At 54.6% G+C, this 16,730-nt stretch carries 15 protein-coding genes and 1 riboswitch; of the genes, 10 read left to right on the forward strand and 5 right to left on the reverse strand.

All coding sequences use genetic code 11. From position 1 onward, the window contains the following. From dnaA to NNL38_RS00025, 5 genes are all read left to right on the forward strand, one after another. A complete protein-coding gene (gene dnaA / locus NNL38_RS00005; RefSeq protein WP_255389014.1) occupies positions 1 to 1,404 on the forward strand; it encodes a chromosomal replication initiator protein DnaA in 1,404 nt (467 codons plus the stop codon). Between the two features lies 1 nt (position 1,405). Next, positions 1,406 to 2,506 carry a DNA polymerase III subunit beta gene (gene dnaN / locus NNL38_RS00010; RefSeq protein ID WP_255389015.1) on the forward strand — a complete coding sequence of 367 codons (1,101 nt, stop codon included), beginning with the start codon at positions 1,406 to 1,408 and terminating at the stop codon, positions 2,504 to 2,506. 3 nt (positions 2,507 to 2,509) lie between these two features. Further along, positions 2,510 to 3,589: a DNA replication/repair protein RecF gene (gene recF / locus NNL38_RS00015; RefSeq protein ID WP_255389017.1), complete on the forward strand. Its 1,080-nt coding sequence runs from the start codon at positions 2,510 to 2,512 to the stop codon at positions 3,587 to 3,589. Between the two features lie 19 nt (positions 3,590 to 3,608). Next, on the forward strand, positions 3,609 to 6,023 hold the full coding sequence (gene gyrB, locus NNL38_RS00020) for a DNA topoisomerase (ATP-hydrolyzing) subunit B (protein WP_255389018.1): 2,415 nt from the start codon (positions 3,609 to 3,611) through the stop codon (positions 6,021 to 6,023). A gap of 386 nt (positions 6,024 to 6,409) precedes the next feature. Beyond that, the gene (locus tag NNL38_RS00025) at positions 6,410 to 6,853 is read left to right on the forward strand and encodes an Hsp20 family protein (protein WP_255389019.1); all 444 of its coding nucleotides are present in this window, start codon (positions 6,410 to 6,412) and stop codon (positions 6,851 to 6,853) included. Positions 6,854 to 7,119: 266 nt separating this feature from the next. Here the strand turns inward: NNL38_RS00025 and NNL38_RS00030 are convergent, their stop codons facing one another. From NNL38_RS00030 to glyQ, 3 genes are all read right to left on the reverse strand, one after another. Next, complete coding sequence (locus tag NNL38_RS00030; protein WP_255389020.1) at positions 7,120 to 8,370, reverse strand: valine--pyruvate transaminase; 1,251 nt, start codon at positions 8,368 to 8,370, stop codon at positions 7,120 to 7,122. Between the two features lie 308 nt (positions 8,371 to 8,678). After that, complete coding sequence (gene glyS / locus NNL38_RS00035) at positions 8,679 to 10,748, reverse strand: glycine--tRNA ligase subunit beta (protein ID WP_255389022.1); 2,070 nt, start codon at positions 10,746 to 10,748, stop codon at positions 8,679 to 8,681. A gap of 9 nt (positions 10,749 to 10,757) precedes the next feature. Beyond that, positions 10,758 to 11,669: a glycine--tRNA ligase subunit alpha gene (gene glyQ / locus NNL38_RS00040; RefSeq protein ID WP_255389023.1), complete on the reverse strand. Its 912-nt coding sequence runs from the start codon at positions 11,667 to 11,669 to the stop codon at positions 10,758 to 10,760. Between the two features lie 288 nt (positions 11,670 to 11,957). Here glyQ and NNL38_RS00045 point away from each other — a divergent pair, with 288 nt between their 5' ends. The 3 genes from NNL38_RS00045 to NNL38_RS00055 all read left to right on the forward strand — a co-directional run bounded on the left by NNL38_RS00045 (position 11,958) and on the right by NNL38_RS00055 (position 13,928). After that, entirely contained in the window at positions 11,958 to 12,647 is a 690-nt protein-coding gene (locus NNL38_RS00045; RefSeq protein WP_255389024.1) for a YiaD family glycine zipper/OmpA-like lipoprotein, read from the forward strand. Positions 12,648 to 12,771: 124 nt separating this feature from the next. Beyond that, positions 12,772 to 12,872: riboswitch (yybP-ykoY riboswitch) on the forward strand. Between the two features lie 90 nt (positions 12,873 to 12,962). Next, a complete protein-coding gene (locus NNL38_RS00050) occupies positions 12,963 to 13,520 on the forward strand; it encodes a TMEM165/GDT1 family protein (RefSeq protein ID WP_255389025.1) in 558 nt (185 codons plus the stop codon). 162 nt (positions 13,521 to 13,682) lie between these two features. Continuing rightward, positions 13,683 to 13,928: a hypothetical protein gene (locus NNL38_RS00055; RefSeq protein WP_255389026.1), complete on the forward strand. Its 246-nt coding sequence runs from the start codon at positions 13,683 to 13,685 to the stop codon at positions 13,926 to 13,928. A 45-nt stretch (positions 13,929 to 13,973) separates the two neighbouring features. On the opposite strand, the gene tusA is transcribed toward NNL38_RS00055, so the two are convergent. Continuing rightward, complete coding sequence (gene tusA, locus NNL38_RS00060) at positions 13,974 to 14,222, reverse strand: sulfurtransferase TusA (RefSeq protein WP_255389027.1); 249 nt, start codon at positions 14,220 to 14,222, stop codon at positions 13,974 to 13,976. A 139-nt stretch (positions 14,223 to 14,361) separates the two neighbouring features. Between tusA and NNL38_RS00065 the strand changes: the two genes are divergently transcribed. Together NNL38_RS00065 and NNL38_RS00070 are read left to right on the forward strand one after the other, a co-directional pair. Further along, complete coding sequence (locus NNL38_RS00065; RefSeq protein WP_255389028.1) at positions 14,362 to 14,541, forward strand: hypothetical protein; 180 nt, start codon at positions 14,362 to 14,364, stop codon at positions 14,539 to 14,541. A gap of 114 nt (positions 14,542 to 14,655) precedes the next feature. After that, complete coding sequence (locus NNL38_RS00070; RefSeq protein WP_255389029.1) at positions 14,656 to 15,630, forward strand: LysR family transcriptional regulator; 975 nt, start codon at positions 14,656 to 14,658, stop codon at positions 15,628 to 15,630. Positions 15,631 to 15,699: 69 nt separating this feature from the next. On the opposite strand, the gene acuI is transcribed toward NNL38_RS00070, so the two are convergent. Then, complete coding sequence (acuI, locus tag NNL38_RS00075) at positions 15,700 to 16,680, reverse strand: acrylyl-CoA reductase (NADPH) (protein ID WP_255389030.1); 981 nt, start codon at positions 16,678 to 16,680, stop codon at positions 15,700 to 15,702. Between the last annotated feature and the right edge of the window lie 50 nt (positions 16,681 to 16,730).

The following is a 16,730-nucleotide window of genomic DNA, read 5'->3' on the forward strand; positions in this document are numbered from 1 at the left end:
TTGTCATCTTCGCTTTGGTTGCAGTGCCTTCAACGCCTTCAGGAAGAACTCCCTGCGACAGAATTCAGTATGTGGGTTCGACCGCTTCAGGCCGAGCTTACCGATAATACGCTGACCTTATTTGCGCCGAACCGGTTTGTCTTAGATTGGGTCCGGGATAAGTACCTCAACAATATCAACCGACTGCTCAATGAATTTTGCGGCAATGACGTGCCGATCCTGCGTTTTGAAGTCGGCAGCCGCCCGGTGACGGCGCCGCCGCCACCGCAGCCGGTTGCTGCCGCGCCTGTCGCCCAGCCGGCGCCGGCGATGGCTGACGACGCTCCGTCGCGCCACTGGGAGCCTGCCCCGTCACCGGTACAGCCGGAGTCGCAGTCCGGTTATCGCTCCAACGTCAATCCCAAGCACAACTTCAACAACTTCGTTGAAGGTAAGTCGAACCAGCTGGGGCTGGCGGCCTGTCGCCAGGTGGCCGATAATCCGGGGGCAGCTTATAACCCACTGTTTTTATATGGGGGTACCGGCCTGGGTAAAACGCACTTGCTGCACGCGGTGGGTAATGCCATTGCCGATCGCAAGCCCAATGCCCGGGTGGTGTATATGCACTCGGAGCGTTTTGTTCAGGATATGGTCAAAGCGCTGCAGAACAATGCCATTGAAGAGTTTAAGCGCTACTACCGTAGTGTTGATGCGCTGCTGATCGATGACATCCAGTTCTTCGCCAACAAAGAGCGTTCGCAGGAAGAATTCTTCCACACTTTTAATGCCCTGCTGGAAGGCAACCAGCAAATCATCCTGACTTCAGACCGTTATCCTCGGGAGATCAGCGGGGTGGAGGATCGCCTCAAGTCACGCTTCGGCTGGGGGTTGACCGTGGCCATTGAGCCACCGGAGCTGGAAACCCGGGTCGCGATCCTGATGAAAAAGGCCGAAGACCACAATATCCGCCTGGCGGATGAAGTCGCCTTCTTTATTGCCAAACGCCTGCGCTCGAATGTCCGCGAGCTGGAAGGGGCATTGAACCGGGTGATCGCCAACGCCAACTTTACCGGTCGGGCAATCACCATTGATTTTGTCCGAGAAGCGCTGCGTGATTTGCTGGCATTGCAGGAAAAGCTGGTCACCATCGATAATATTCAGAAGACGGTCGCGGAATACTATAAAATCAAGATGGCTGATATGCTGTCCAAGCGTCGCTCACGCTCAGTGGCCCGGCCGCGTCAGATGGCGATGGCCCTGGCCAAAGAGCTGACCAATCACAGCTTGCCGGAAATCGGCGATGCCTTTGGGGGCCGCGACCATACCACGGTGCTGCACGCCTGCCGGAAAATTGAGCAGCTGCGTGAAGAGAGCCACGATATTAAAGAAGATTATTCCAACCTGATTAGAACCTTGTCGTCCTGATATGAAATTTACCGTTGAACGCGAATATTTATTAAAGCCGTTGCAGCAGGTCTCTGGCGCCCTGGGCGGCCGACCTTCTCTGCCGATCCTGGGCAACATTCTGTTGCAGGTTGAAGCGGGCTGCCTGTCGATGACCGGCACCGATCTGGAAGTAGAGCTGATCGCCAAAATCGCCCTGGAAGGGGATTTTGAACCCGGAGCGGTGACCGTCCCGTCACGGAAGTTTCTCGATATCTGCCGCGGGCTGCCCGATGGCGCCCCGATTGCGATTAGTCTGGAAGGCGATCGGGTGATGATCCGCTCCGGCCGCAGTCGCTATTCCCTGACGACGCTGCCGGCAGCAGATTTCCCCAATATTGATGACTGGCAAAGTGACGTCGAGCTGACCTTGCCACAGGGCCAGTTGCGCCAGCTGATCGACAGCACCCAGTTCTCCATGGCACACCAGGATGTCCGCTATTACCTCAACGGCATGCTGTTTGAAACGGACGGCCAGCACCTGCGCTCGGTGGCGACGGACGGTCACCGGATGGCGGTGTGTGCGACGGATACCGGGCAGGCGCTGCCTGAGAAACAGATCATTCTGCCGCGCAAAGGGGTGCTAGAGCTGGTACGTCTGCTCGACACCCCGGACGCCGAAGTGGCGATCCAGATCGGTAGCTCGAACTTGCGTGCGGTGGTCCACAACTTCGTCTTTACCTCCAAGCTGGTTGATGGCCGCTTCCCGGATTATCGCCGGGTGCTGCCAAAAGGCAGCAATAAGTTTGTCGAGGCCAGCTGTGATGAGCTGCGCAAGGCGTTTTCCCGGGCGGCGATTTTGTCGAACGAGAAGTTCCGCGGGGTGCGGGTCAACCTGTCGTCGGGTGAGATGCGGATCACCGCCAACAACCCGGAGCAGGAAGAAGCGGAAGAGTTCCTGGATGTTGATTACCAAGGCGAGCCGCTGGAGATCGGCTTTAACGTCAGCTATGTGCTGGATGTACTCAATACCCTCAAGTGTGAGCAGGTCCGCTGGTCGCTGACCGATGCCACCGCCAGTGCCTTGCTGGAAGACAGTGCCCAGGACGACGCCATGTATGTCGTCATGCCGATCCGACTCTAAGGTATGGTACTGACACGGCTGATGGTCAAGGACTTCAGGAATATTGAAGATTGCGACCTGACTTTGTCACCGGGCTTTAACTTTCTGGTGGGGGCGAATGGCAGCGGCAAGACCAGTGTGCTTGAGGCGATCCACTACCTCGGCCACGGCCGCTCGTTTCGCAGTCATCTGACCGGCCGGGTGATTCGTCATGAGCAGCAAGAACTGTTTGTTCATGGCAGGATGCGGACCGATGCTGGTCTGGTGTTGCCGCTTGGGATCCAAAAAAAGCGCGACGGTACCACCGAGGTCAAAATTGGGGGCGAAGGGGGACAGAAGCTGGCCCAGCTGGCGCAAATTCTGCCGCTGCAGCTGATCACCCCGGAAGGATTTGAGCTGCTTATTGGCGGGCCCAAGTATCGCCGGGCCTTTATTGACTGGGGCGTATTTCATGTCGAGCCCCAGTTCTATCATGCCTGGAGCCGGGTCAAGCGGCTGACCAAACAGCGCAATGCCTTGTTGAAAACGGCACGCAGTTACCGTGAGCTCAGCTACTGGGATCAGGAGCTGGCGGTGTTGGCGGAAGAGATCAGCCAATGGCGCGGCCAGTACCTTGATGCCGTGAAGCAGAAGGCGGCGGAAATATGCCAGCACTTCCTGCCCGAATATGATATCCAGCTGGGTTATTACCGCGGCTGGGAAAAAGATACCCCGTATGCCGAGCTGCTCCAGCGTAATTTTGAGCGCGACTGCCAGCTTGGTTATACCGCAAGCGGCCCGCATAAGGCCGACTTGCGTTTGAAAGTGGCCGGGACACCGGTCGAAGACGTGTTATCTCGGGGGCAGCTCAAACTCATGGTCTGCGCATTGCGTCTGGCCCAGGGGCTGCACCTGACGGAATCAACCGGTAAACCGTGTCTCTATCTCATCGATGATTTTGCCTCCGAGCTTGATAGCCACCGGCGTGCGCTGTTGGCGCAACGGTTAAAGGAAACCGGCGCTCAGGTGTTCATCAGTGCTATCAGCGGCGATCAGATTGCCGATATGCATGATGAAAATGGCAAGATGTTTCATGTGGAACACGGTAAAATAACCGCAGGATAATTTAAGCGAGAGTAACTCAATGTCCAACAACTACGATTCATCAAGTATCAAGGTTCTCAAAGGCCTCGATGCGGTACGTAAGCGCCCAGGGATGTACATTGGCGATACCGATGACGGTACTGGCTTACACCATATGGTGTTTGAGGTCGTCGATAACTCCATCGACGAAGCTCTTGCTGGCCATTGTGAAGATATCATTGTCACCATCCATGAAGATGGTTCGGTGTCGGTGAGCGATGATGGCCGTGGTATTCCGACTGAAATGCACCCGGAAGAAGGGGTGTCGGCGGCGGAAGTCATTATGACCGTACTGCACGCCGGCGGTAAGTTTGACGATAACTCGTACAAGGTATCCGGGGGACTGCACGGGGTCGGGGTCTCCGTGGTGAACGCCCTGTCCGAGAAAGTCGAGTTGACTATCCACCGTGGCGGCCAGATCCATCAGCAGATTTATCACCATGGTGAGCCGCAGGCACCACTGAGCGTGATTGGTGACACCGAGCGGACCGGAACCCGGATCCGCTTCTGGCCGAGCAGCGAGACGTTCAGCAACATTGAATTCCATTACGAGATCCTGGCCAAGCGTCTGCGCGAGCTGTCATTCCTGAACTCCGGTGTGTCGATCAAGCTGATCGACGAGCGCGAGGAAGACAAGCAGGATCACTACATGTACGAAGGCGGGATCCGGGCGTTTGTCGAGCACCTGAACCGCAATAAAACACCGATCCATCCGAAAGTGTTCCACTTTGAATTTACCCGCGAAGACGGGATCGGGGTGGAAGTGGCGATGCAATGGAATGACGGGTTCCAGGAAAACATCTACTGTTTTACCAACAACATCCCACAGCGCGACGGCGGGACCCACCTGGCCGGTTTCCGGGCAGCGCTGACGCGGACCCTGAACAACTTCATGGACAAAGAAGGCTACTCGAAGAAAGCCAAGACGGCGACGTCGGGTGATGATGCCCGTGAAGGCCTGACAGCGGTGGTGTCGGTGAAAGTGCCGGATCCGAAGTTCTCCAGCCAGACCAAAGACAAGCTGGTCTCGAGTGAAGTCAAACCTGCGGTTGAATCGTCCATGGGTGAGAAGCTGAGCGAGTTCCTGCTGGAAAACCCGAATGATGCCAAAACGGTGTGTTCGAAAATTATCGAAGCGTCCCGCGCTCGTGAAGCCGCCCGTAAGGCGCGTGAAATGACCCGCCGTAAAGGTGCTCTGGACCTAGCTGGCCTGCCAGGCAAACTGGCAGATTGCCAGGAGAAAGATCCGGCGCTGTCTGAACTCTACATTGTGGAGGGTGACTCCGCAGGGGGGTCGGCCAAGCAGGGCCGGAACCGGAAAAACCAGGCGATTTTGCCGCTCAAGGGTAAGATCCTGAACGTTGAGAAAGCCCGCTTTGACAAAATGTTGTCTTCCCAGGAAGTGGCAACGCTGATCACTGCCATGGGCTGCGGTATTGGCCGTGACGAGTATGATCCGGACAAGCTGCGCTATCACAGCATCATCATCATGACCGATGCTGATGTCGACGGCTCGCACATCCGGACGCTGCTGTTGACTTTCTTCTATCGTCAAATGCCAGAGCTGATCGAGCGTGGCCACATTTTCATTGCTCAGCCACCGCTGTACAAAGTGAAAAAAGGCAAGCAGGAGCAGTACATCAAAGATGATGATGACATGATCCAATACCAGGTTTCCCTGGCGCTGGATAATGCGGCGCTGTACCCGGCTGAAGGCGTGCCGCCGATTGCTGGTCTGGCGCTGGAAGAGTTGGTGAAGCAGTTCAATGCATCATACAAGCTGGTGGAGCGAATGAGCCGCCGTTACCCGCTGCAGATGCTGAACGAGTTTGCTTACCAACCCCGACTGGCAATTGACATGCTGGCTGATGAAGCTGTGGTGAACGGCTGGACCGACACCTTGATCAATGCGTTGAATGCCAAGCAGACCGGCGAAAGCCAGTACCGCTTTGAAGTGGTGCGTGATGAAGAGCACAACGTCTGGTTGCCGAAAGTGGTGGTTCGTACCCACGGTGTCGATCATGAATACCTGTTGAGTTTTGATCTGCTGAACTCCAAAGAGTACAGCAAGCTGGCCGATCTGTCTGAAGTGCTGCATAACCTGCTGGAAGAAACGGCTTATATTCAGCGTGGCGAGCGCAAACAGCCGGTCAGCACGTTTAAAGAAGCGCTGGACTGGCTGCTGAAAGAATCCAGCCGTGGCCTGAGCCGTCAGCGCTATAAAGGTTTGGGCGAGATGAACCCGGATCAGTTGTGGGAAACCACCATGGATCCGGAAACGCGCCGGATGATGCAGGTGACTATCAATGATGCCGTGGCTGCCGATGAGCTGTTCACCACTCTGATGGGCGATCAGGTTGAGCCGCGTCGTCACTTCATTGAAGAGAACGCGCTGAATGCCAACCTGGACGTTTAAGCGATATTCCTGACACACCACGTCATCTAAAACGCCACTCGCAAGAGCGGCGTTTTTTTTGGCCAGCGATGGGGCGAGGGGAAGATTAGGTCAGCTTTTCTTTGAGGCACCTAGATATTTCGTTGCTGCTTGTCAGGGGGGGGATGGCGGTGCGCGTTTGATTGGTTTGCCCGGGGCAGTATGCGCGCGTTCAGCAGCAAGCACTTCTCAGAGAGTGACACTCCGGTTGGAAAATTTCAGCGTTGGGCCTTGAATATGTGTTGGACGACCTTATATCTATTGATGAAGCCGGAGGTGCCAGAGTTTGGGCCTTGCAACGCTTGTCCGGTTGGAGAGCAGCTTCATCGACATTTTTATAGTTATTGCTTCAAAGAAGGATAGTTATTATGCGTACATTAGATTTCACTCCTCTATATCGTTCCGCCATTGGTTTTGATCGTCTGTTTAATCAAATGGAGCAAAACCTCAACACCAATAATGGTGGATATCCTCCGTACAATATCGAGCAACGCGGTGAGAACCAGTACCGTATTACCATGGCGGTCGCCGGTTTTGCCGAAGCCCAGCTTGATATTACCCAGCAGCAAAATAAGCTGATTGTGCGCGGCACGCGTGAAACCCAGGATACTGACGAAGCGCGTGAGTATCTTTACCAGGGAATTGCCGAGCGCGACTTTGAGCGCAAGTTCCAGTTGGCTGATCATATGAAAGTGACCGGCGCTGATATGGAAAACGGTTTGCTGCATATCGAGCTTGAGCGCGAAGTACCGGAAGAAGACAAACCGCGTAAGATCGCGATCAATGGCCAGCGTCTGCTGGAAAGTGAATAAGCCGGGACTGTCTCGACTAATCATTGAATAGAGAGAGTGAAGGCCAGCATCATGCTGGCCTTTTTGTTTCACGTGAAACATGGAGTCGTAATGTTCAATGATACCCCGATCAAAATGGTGACGAGAGGAGAGAAAGGGACATACGTGATGCTGGGCACTGATCTCTCAGCGTTGTTATTACGGCATCATCAGCAGGTGTCTGGCAGTTATTTTTGAGGGTAGGTGGGCATTGAAAGCAGGACAGCCAACGGGCTGCCCTGGGAGGATTATGAGCTCTGGTAGGCTTTCATCACTTCTTCGGCAATGATCGCAATGCCGCGCCGCATGGTCTCATCGTCCTGGACATAGTTCATACGCAAACATTCGTGACCGTGGCTCCAGTCTTCATCCAGCCCGATAAAGAAATATTCGCCGGGTACGATGAGGACGCCGCGTGCTTTGAGTCGACGGTAGAGCGCCATGGTGGTGATTGGCAACTCTTTAAACCAAAGCCAGAGGAACATCGCGCCTTCGGGTTTGTGGATCCGGAAACGCTCATCGGTGATGGCATCTTGCAGCAGTTGGATCGCATGCTGAGATTTTTGCTGGTAGTACGGTTTAATTACCTGCTCACTCAGGCGCAGCAAGTCTTGCTGCTCAATCATTTTGTGCGCAATTGCCGGACCGATACTGCCTGGCGCCAAGCTGACCACGCCGTTCATGTTCGTCAGTGCGGTGGTGATTTCTTCACTGGCGACCACGATCCCGCAGCGAACACCCGGTAGCCCCAGTTTCGACAGGCTCATGCATAAGATGGTGTTCTCATTCCAAAACGGGGTGACGTCTTCGAAAATGATATCCGGGAACGGCATCCCATAGGCATTGTCGATGATCAGCGGAATCCCATGTTGCCGGGCAAGCTCATCCAGGTGATTGATTTCCTCATCGGTGAGCACGTTACCGGTTGGGTTCGTCGGGCGAGAGGCGCAGATGGCGCCGATGCTGTCATCGACCGTCAGTTGGTTAAAATCGACATGGTATTTGAACTGGCCGTTATCGAGCAGGGTGATTTCCGGGCGATAAGATATAAACATCTCCTCACTGATCCCGGCATCGCCATAACCGATATATTCCGGTGCCAGCGGCAGCAGAATTTTCTTATGGCGTCCGCCTTCAAACTCACCCGCCAGTAGGTTGAACAGGTTGAAGAAGGCACTCTGGCTGCCGTTGGTCAGCGTGATATTCTTTGCCGAAATATTCCAGCCATAAGTGGCTTTGAGCAGATCCGCCAGCGCTTGAATAAAGACGTTTTTCCCTTGTGGGCCGTCATAGTTGGTCATGGCGGCTGTCAGCTCGCCACTGGTCAGCATGGTTTCCGTGAGTTGCTTGAAATAATCGAGCATCTCCGGAATCTGGGCTGGGTTGCCGCCACCGAGCATAATGGCGTCAGGGTTACGTAAGCCGTCATTTAAGTCATCCATTAGCTGAGTGATCCCAGAATAACGGGCAAACTTTTCTCCGAATGTAGAAAACTCCATGTTTACTTCCGACCTTAGTAATTTGTTCTTCTATTTAGTTATACGCTAACTGTATAACTTGTGTGCAGTATTCAACATACCTTATTGTGCGGATGAGGGAAAGCAAGGGGATACCTGTTTCACGTGAAACCATCTCAGGGGTGTGATCCGGCAGGAGAAATTCATCGGTGATGATGTCTGTAACGGAGTGATGCGGTTCGGTTTTGCTGTCAACTGGGCAGTGCGGTCGTCGGTTGGTGAAGAAAGGTACCGGTGTACAGGGATAAAAAACCCCGTGCGAGCACGGGGTTGATTGGGGCGAAACGGGATCACTTCTGAAGCAGCGAGATATCGGCGACTTTCAGGAATTCATTTCGCAGCAGGTTCAGCATGGTCAGGCGGTTCACTTTCAGCTGCTCATCTTCTGCCATCACCATCACGTTATCGAAGAAGGTATCGACAGATTCACGCAGGGTGGATAGCTCAGACAGGGCTTGCTGGTAATCACCTTCGGCAAATACCGGTGCCAGCGCTGCCAGCTTGGCTTCGATTTGCTCTGCCAGGGCTTTCTCGGCTGATTCAACCAGCAGGCTGCTGTCGATGCTTGCTGCCAGCTCGCCGTCAAATTTCGCCAGGATATTACCGACGCGCTTGTTCGCTGCAGCCAGTGATTCCGCTGCATCGAGCGAACGAAAGTGACTGACGGCTTTCACGCGCTTGTCGAAGTCGGCAGGCTGGGTCGGGCGGCGAGCCAGGACAGCTTGGATCACGTCAACGCTGTGGCCTTCGTCCTGGTACCAGGTACGGAAACGACCCAGCATGAAGTCTAGTACATCGGCTTCGACATTGCGGTTGGTCAGCTTGTCGGCCAGCAGCTCGTGGGCTTTGGCGATCAGGTCGGTCAGATCCAGGTTGTAGCCTTTCTCGACGATGATCCGTAGCACGCCCAGGGCAGCACGACGCAGGGCAAATGGGTCACTGCCTTTTGGCGCCTGACCAATCCCAAAGATGCCGACCAGCGTGTCTAGCTTATCAGCCATGGCTACGGCGGCGGATACTCCGGTACTTGGCAGGCTGTCGCCGGCAAAGCGTGGCATGTATTGCTCGTTCAGGGCCAGGGCCACCTCTTCAACTTCACCGTCATGACGCGCATAGTGCATGCCCATCACCCCTTGGGTATCGGTGAACTCGAACACCATGGAAGTCATCAAATCACATTTTGACAGCAGGCCGGCACGTTCGGCGTGCTCAACATCGGCACCAATATGCTGGGCAATGTAGCCGGCCAGGGCCGTGATACGGTCGGTCTTGTCACGCAGGGTGCCCAGTTGCTTCTGGAACAGCACACTGTCGAGCTCAGACAGGCGCTCAACCAGCGGACGTTTGCGGTCGGTATTGAAGAAGAATTCGGCATCTGCCAAACGTGGGCGAACAACTTTTTCGTTGCCGTCGATCACTTGCTGTGGGTCGTTGGACACGATGTTGGAGACGAAGATGAACTTCGGCAACAGCTGGCCGTTGGCGTCATAGACCGGGAAGTACTTTTGATCGCCTTTCATGGTGTACACCAGGGCTTCAGCCGGAACTTTCAGGAATTCTTGTTCGAACGAGGCCGTCAGGACCACTGGCCACTCAACCAATGATGTGACTTCTTCCACCAGATCGTCTTCCAGATCGGCAATCCCGCCCACTTCCTGGGCCGCTTTCTGGGCATCCGCCAGGATTAGCGCTTTACGCGCTTCATAGTCGGCCATGACTTTGCCACGCTCTTCCAGAATCGCCGGATACTGATCAGCATGGTCAATGGTGAACTCGGCTTCGCCCATAAAACGGTGACCGCGGATCACGCGATCCGATTCAACCCCGAGAATTGTTCCCGGGATCAGCTCATCACCGAGCAGCATGGTCAGGGTTTTGACCGGGCGAATGAACTGGGTGTCTTTGTCACCCCAGCGCATTGGCTTCGGGATTGGCAGTTTGGCCAGGGCATTGGCGGCCAGCGTAGCGATCAGTGTTTGGGTCGGTTGTCCTTTCACTGCTTGCTTATACAGCAGCCATTCGCCCTTGTCCGTTTTCAGACGCTCAGCCTGCTCAACGCCGATCCCGTTACCGCGGGCCCAGCCTTGGGCTGCTTTGGTCGGGTTGCCGTCGGCATCAAAGGCGGCGCTAACCGCCGGACCACGTTTTTCAACTACTTTATCCGGTTGGCTGCCGGCCAGGGCGGTGACTTTCAGCGCCAGGCGACGTGGGGCGGCAAACCACTGGACGCCCTGGTGGGCCAGGTCCGCCGTTTGGAGCTCGGCTGCAAAGTTGTCTGCAAAGGCTTCGGCCAGTGTGCGTAGTGCTGTTGGTGGCAACTCTTCGGTGCCAAGTTCAATCAGGAAATTTTTATCGCTCATGCCACTTCCTTACGGGTTCTTTTTGCACATTGGGAAGCCCAGCGCTTCACGGGAGGCGTAGTAGGCTTCGGCAACTTGTTTGGTCAGGTTGCGAATTCGCAGGATGTAACGCTGACGCTCAGTCACGGAGATGGCTTTGCGGGCATCCAGCAGGTTAAAGGCATGGCCGGCTTTCAGAATACGCTCATACGCTGGCAGCGGCAGGGGTTTCTCCAGCGCCAGCAGATCCTGACACTCTTTCTCGCACTGGTCGAAGAAAGTAAACAGGAAGTCTACGTCCGCATGCTCGAAGTTGTAGGTTGATTGCTCCACCTCGTTTTGGTGGAAGATATCGCCGTAGGTGACTTTACCCAGCGGGCCATCGGTCCACACCAGATCGTAGACGGAGTCAACGCCCTGGATGTACATCGCCAGACGCTCGATACCATAGGTGATTTCACCGGTGACGGGTTTACACTCCAGGCCACCAACCTGCTGGAAGTAAGTGAACTGAGTCACTTCCATACCGTTGAGCCATACTTCCCAGCCCAGACCCCAGGCACCCAGCGTCGGGTTTTCCCAGTTATCTTCCACGAAACGGATGTCATGGATCTTTGTATCAACGCCCAAAGCTTCCAGCGAACCAAGGTACAGTTCCTGGATATTGTCCGGTGACGGCTTGATGATCACCTGGAACTGGTAGTAGTGCTGCAGGCGGTTCGGGTTTTCACCATAACGGCCATCAGTCGGGCGACGGGAAGGTTGCACATACGCTGCTGCAATCGGCTCTGGACCCAGCGCACGTAAACAGGTCATCGGGTGAGAAGTACCTGCACCGACTTCCATGTCTAGGGGTTGCACAATGGTACAACCTTGCTGGCCCCAGTAATCCTGCAGCGCGAGGATCATGCCTTGAAAGGTTTTAATATCGTATTTCTGCATTGTCAGCTTCGCGAGATTAGTGGATGAATGAATTCAATGTAACAATCCAGTATACCCTGCATGGCTTTAGCCGAGTAGGGGCCTTGCATGTTTTTTGGTCGTGTTTCCTCTATTCCTGCCAATTGATAGGGCTTATCTGTGGTGAGGTGAAAAATCATCATAATTTTACATTGCTCTGAAGTTCTTATCGGCTAGCTTTATACAATAACCTTGCGCAGCTGCATCGCCTGAGGCGGTGGGGCGAGAACAATCACATCGATCAGAAATCGAGTAGAGATGGAAACCACGATGGATAGCAAAATCACACAGACACCAAGCAAGTGGGTGCGAAATGTCATTTTTGCCACGGCAGCGGCTGTAACGGCAACAGGTTGTAGTACGGTCAACCCTTACACTGGGGAAGAGCAAACGGCGAAAGCTTCCAGCGGTGCCTTGATTGGTGCACTGGCCGGTGCAGCGATTGGTGTTGCTTCTTCGAGCAAGAGCGATCGCGGTAAAGGTGCCCTGATTGGGGCGGCTGGTGGCGCAGCCTTGGGCGGCGGTGTCGGTTACTACATGGATGTGCAGGAAGCGAAATTGCGTCAGCAACTACAGTCAACCGGGATCAGCGTGACCCGTGATGGCGACAATATTGTCCTCAATATGCCCAATGCAATCACTTTTGGTTTTGATCAGACCGATCTGAGCGCCGGTGCGATGAGCGCCCTGAAGAATGTGGCGCTGGTGGTGAAAGAGTATGACAAGACCATGCTAAATGTGTACGGATTCACCGACAGCTCAGGTTCGGAGTCTTACAACCAGCGGTTGTCCCAGGTCCGCGCCAGTGAAGTCAGCAATTATCTGGTGCGCGAAGGGGTTACGGCGAACCGGTTGATCACCAAGGGGATGGGCGAGTCGCATCCGATTGCATCCAATAGCTCAGAGCAGGGCCGGGCCCAGAACCGCCGGGTTGAAATTGTGCTGTCCCCAACCTCTTAATTTCCTTTCCGTTTGGATTGCTGCCGCCGAAGTCTCGGCGGCAGTATGTTTGCACGCGCGCTTGTGATCGGCCCCGACATTTCCTGGCTTGATCTGGCTCAGGCTTCTGTTTATCATGCTTGCTCCTTTGGGGAGTAGCCTCTCTATTTACCGAGATAATCGTCAACATAATTGAAGCAAAATCTTCATGGCGATTGTGACTCACAGTTCCCTACGTGTGAGTTTGGCGAGACCATAGGCAAACCAGCATGAACCGGGGTGGGGCATGTGCGTTTGCTCATGGTTGATAAAAATCCTCACCCCCAAGAGCGTGTCGTGAGCATTTTAGCTGTTTCTATTACTACGGTTGCCCTGGCAGAAATCGGGGATAAGACCCAGTTACTGTCCTTGTTGCTGGCCAGCCGCTATCGCAAACCTGTTCCTATTATTCTGGCGATTTTTCTCGCCACTATCGCCAATCATGCCCTGGCCGCTTGGCTTGGTGTTGTCGTCGCGGACTATCTGACCCCGGAAGTGCTGAAATGGGTTCTGGTGGTGAGTTTCATCCTGATGGCTGGCTGGATTTTGGTGCCGGACAAACTCGATGACGATGAAACTATTTCTAATCGCGGCCCCTTTATTGCCAGCTTTATCGCTTTCTTTATTGCCGAGATTGGCGATAAAACTCAGGTGGCGACGACTATGTTAGGGGCGAAGTTTCACGACGGATTGTTGTTGGTGATTGTCGGAACTACTATCGGAATGCTGCTGGCCAATGTGCCGGTTGTCCTGCTGGGTAAGTTGTCAGCTGATCGAATGCCATTGGGATTGATCCGACGGGTGACGGCGGCGTTGTTTGCCAGCTTAGCATTGGCTGCGGTCTTTGGCCTTTAAGGGGAGCTTGGCGTTATCTGATGTTTCACGTGGAACGATATCCCGCGCCTGGGGTGTGACAGCCCAATGACATCATTGTAATTTGTGAGGCAAACTACAATCTGTTTGCCTGGCTCATGCTAAGGTGAAACTAGTTGATATAGGCTGTTCGTGGAGGAAGGTATGGAGCGATTTCTCGCAATCTCACCACAAAGTCAGTTCTGGCTGTTTCACGTCGCGCTGGCGCTCAATATATTGGGGATGGTGCTGACGGATATGTGGCTGCCGATGGTCGTCGGGGCGATTGTCACGACTTACCTGTCGGTGGATGCCCTGATTCGGTTGCGCTATGTGCAGCCGTTAAAAAAGGAAATTCGCGAATTGCGCCACGAACTGGAACGTGCGAGTCAGGCCAGGCGTGATCAGTAACGCTAAGATAGCATTAGAAAAAGGCAGCTCCTGGAGCTGCCTTTTTTAATGGGCGCCTTTGCGGATCAGATACCGGTATGGCAGCTGATCGGTCTCCGCGGCCAGCAGGGTATGATCCATAAAGCGGCAAAAGCTTGGAATATCCCGGGTGGTTGAGGGATCATCTGCGGTGATCAGAAGGGTTTCTCCTTCGGCCATCTTCCGAACCGTCTTCCGGACCATCATCACAGGCTCAGGACAGCGTAGTCCAAGGGCTTCCAGGCTGTGGGTCGGGTTGTCAAAAATTGCTGTCATAATTCATACGGGTGGTTGCGAAGCCTCAAATCATACTTATGGATAAGAATTAATCAATAACACTTGGCAAATCAAACGAAAGCGTGTAACGTATTTAACAAGTCATTAACGTTCGTCTTCTCAGGGATTAGGAGGAACTATGTTGACTCAGATGGATCGCTTAACCATTTACTGCCTGCTGTGCTTCATTACGTTCTGTACATTAGTGCTCCGCGGGCCGGACAATACCAGTATTTTTGCGCTAGGGGGCCTGATTGCCGCCGCGTTAGGACTTTGGTTCGAGCTCAGCAATACCAATGAGCTCGAGGAAGAAAATTAACGAAATTGCACATCAACTACACTCCCAGTTTTCTTGGGCTTCCCCGCTTATATAGCGGGTTTTTTTTTATGGGTCGGGTGATAATGGCAGCTTCGTATTCGATACAGGTGTGATATGGAGCTGGAAGATATCTATCGCCGTGATCTCAATTTGCTGGTGGCGCTTCAGGTTCTGGTGGAAGAAGGGAGTGTCAGCAAAGCAGCGGTACGGCTGAATTTAAGCCAATCAGCAATGAGCCGGGTGCTGGGCCGGTTGCGAGAGCTGTTGGGCGATCCCTTATTTACCCGCCAGGGCCAGCGGTTGATCCCGACCAACCGGGCGCTGGAGCTGAGTGAGCAGCTTAATGCGCCGCTGGAAGCGATGCGCAGCTTGTTGACCCCGAGTGACTTCCGGCCCGAGGCGTGCGAGCAGCAGTTTGTCATCGCCACCACTGACTATGCGATGCAAACCATTTTGCCTTTTGCTTTGCCCCGAATTTATCAGGAAGCGCCGCAGATCTCGCTGGAGTTCGCTCCCCTGCAACATGACCATATTCTGACGCAGCTCACCACGGACGGCTGTGATATGGCGATTTGTCGCCCGACCGGGCCGGTGGCGCCGTTGTGCCGTGAGCATCTCGGCCGGGTCGGCGTCTCTTGTTTGCTGTCACAGCAGCACCCGCTGGCAACCCGGGCGCTGAGTATGACTGATTACCTCAGTTATCCCCATGCGATGATTGCGATTAGTGACGGCGTCAAGGCGCTGATTGATGAGGCGCTGCGCGGCTATCCGGAGCGGAAACTGGTGCTGCGGGCTTACCACCTGGAAGCGGCGTTGGCGATCATGGATGCGATACCGCTGATCATGACGGTACCGGCCGATCTGGCTTATTTGGTGGCCGCAAAGCACAACCTGGTCGTTAAACCGCTGCCGTTTGCGTTTGAGCCCTTTGATTATTCGCTGATTTGGCATCCGCGCTGTGAACATTCGGCTGCGCAAATTTGGTTGCGGGATTTAATCAAGGAAGAGTGCGGGAAGTTGATCGCCCGCCGTGTTGATGAGATGGGGCTGTTGAGCCCGGCTGACGAGGAGGTTGATGGCCAGGGCTGATCGCGACAAAAAAAGGCCAGCAGGGTGCTGGCCAAGGTAGTCATTCTTTTTGTTATGGTTGGTCTTTGCTTACGGCTTGATCACCACCCGTCCGGTGATCTGACCCTTGGTGATGGCTTCGGCGCATTCAGCCACTTCATCTAAGCTCACTTCACGGCAAGCCTGCTCAAAGTAGCTCGCTGGCAGCAGCTCGCCCAGGCGTTGCCAGGCTTGCTGACGCTTCTCAAACGGACACATGACCGAATCCACGCCTTGCAAACGCACATTACGCAGGATAAATGGCATCACAGTTGTCGGCAGATCGAATCCGCCCGCCAGGCCACAGGCGGCGACGGCGCCGTTATAGTCGACCTGGGCCAGGACTTTTGCCAGTACCTTGCTGCCGACGGTATCAACAGCGCCGGCCCAGAGCTGTTTCTCCAGCGGGCGGGCTGGCTCTTCCAGCTCATGGCGTTCGACAATGCGTGTCGCGCCGAGGGATTTGAGCCATCCACTGTTCTCTTCGGCACGGCCGGTCACGGCAGCAACCTGGTAACTGAGTTGGGCCAGCAGGGTGATGGCCACGGAGCCGACGCCACCGCTGGCACCGGTGACCAGGATTTCGCCGGATTCCGGGGTGATACCGGCATCGACCAGTGCCTGGACACACAGCATCGCGGTTAAACCGGCAGTACCGATCATCATTGCCTGCTTGCCGTTGAAGTGTTTTGGCAGCGGGACCAGCCAGTCGGCATTGAGACGGGCTCTTTCTGCCATGCCGCCCCAGTGGGTTTCACCCACGCCCCAGCCGGTCAGGACCACCTGATCGCCCGGCTGGTAGCGCTCATCGCCGGATTCCACAACGGTGCCGGCCAGATCAATGCCCGGAACCATCGGAAACTGGCGGATAATTTTGCCTTTGCCGGTGATCGCCAGACCGTCTTTATAGTTCAGGGAGGAGTAGTCGACATCAATCAGGACATTGCCTTGCGGCAGCTGGCTGTCATCCAGTTGCTCAATCGTGGCAATCGTCTGCTTTTCTTGTTGGTTGAGTAGCAAAGCTTTAAACATAGGGATGCTCCGAGTTCATCAAGCGTCTTTAACTGATTTTGAGTGTAGAC

It is taken from the genome of Photobacterium atrarenae (assembly GCF_024380015.1).
Taxonomy (GTDB): domain Bacteria; phylum Pseudomonadota; class Gammaproteobacteria; order Enterobacterales; family Vibrionaceae; genus Photobacterium; species Photobacterium atrarenae.

Bases quoted from the DNA above. Each gene is read 5' to 3' on its own strand.
- dnaN (WP_255389015.1), top strand. From the start codon at position 1,406: ATGAAATTTACCGTTGAACGCGAATATTTATTAAAGCCGTTGCAGCAG.
- recF (WP_255389017.1), top strand. From the start codon at position 2,510: ATGGTACTGACACGGCTGATGGTCAAGGACTTCAGGAATATTGAAGAT.
- gyrB (WP_255389018.1), top strand. From the start codon at position 3,609: ATGTCCAACAACTACGATTCATCAAGTATCAAGGTTCTCAAAGGCCTC.
- NNL38_RS00025 (WP_255389019.1), top strand. From the start codon at position 6,410: ATGCGTACATTAGATTTCACTCCTCTATATCGTTCCGCCATTGGTTTT.
- NNL38_RS00030 (WP_255389020.1), bottom strand. From the start codon at position 8,370: ATGGAGTTTTCTACATTCGGAGAAAAGTTTGCCCGTTATTCTGGGATC.
- glyS (WP_255389022.1), bottom strand. From the start codon at position 10,748: ATGAGCGATAAAAATTTCCTGATTGAACTTGGCACCGAAGAGTTGCCA.
- glyQ (WP_255389023.1), bottom strand. From the start codon at position 11,669: ATGCAGAAATACGATATTAAAACCTTTCAAGGCATGATCCTCGCGCTG.
- NNL38_RS00045 (WP_255389024.1), top strand. From the start codon at position 11,958: ATGGATAGCAAAATCACACAGACACCAAGCAAGTGGGTGCGAAATGTC.
- NNL38_RS00055 (WP_255389026.1), top strand. From the start codon at position 13,683: ATGGAGCGATTTCTCGCAATCTCACCACAAAGTCAGTTCTGGCTGTTT.
- tusA (WP_255389027.1), bottom strand. From the start codon at position 14,222: ATGACAGCAATTTTTGACAACCCGACCCACAGCCTGGAAGCCCTTGGA.
- NNL38_RS00065 (WP_255389028.1), top strand. From the start codon at position 14,362: ATGTTGACTCAGATGGATCGCTTAACCATTTACTGCCTGCTGTGCTTC.
- NNL38_RS00070 (WP_255389029.1), top strand. From the start codon at position 14,656: ATGGAGCTGGAAGATATCTATCGCCGTGATCTCAATTTGCTGGTGGCG.
- acuI (WP_255389030.1), bottom strand. From the start codon at position 16,680: ATGTTTAAAGCTTTGCTACTCAACCAACAAGAAAAGCAGACGATTGCC.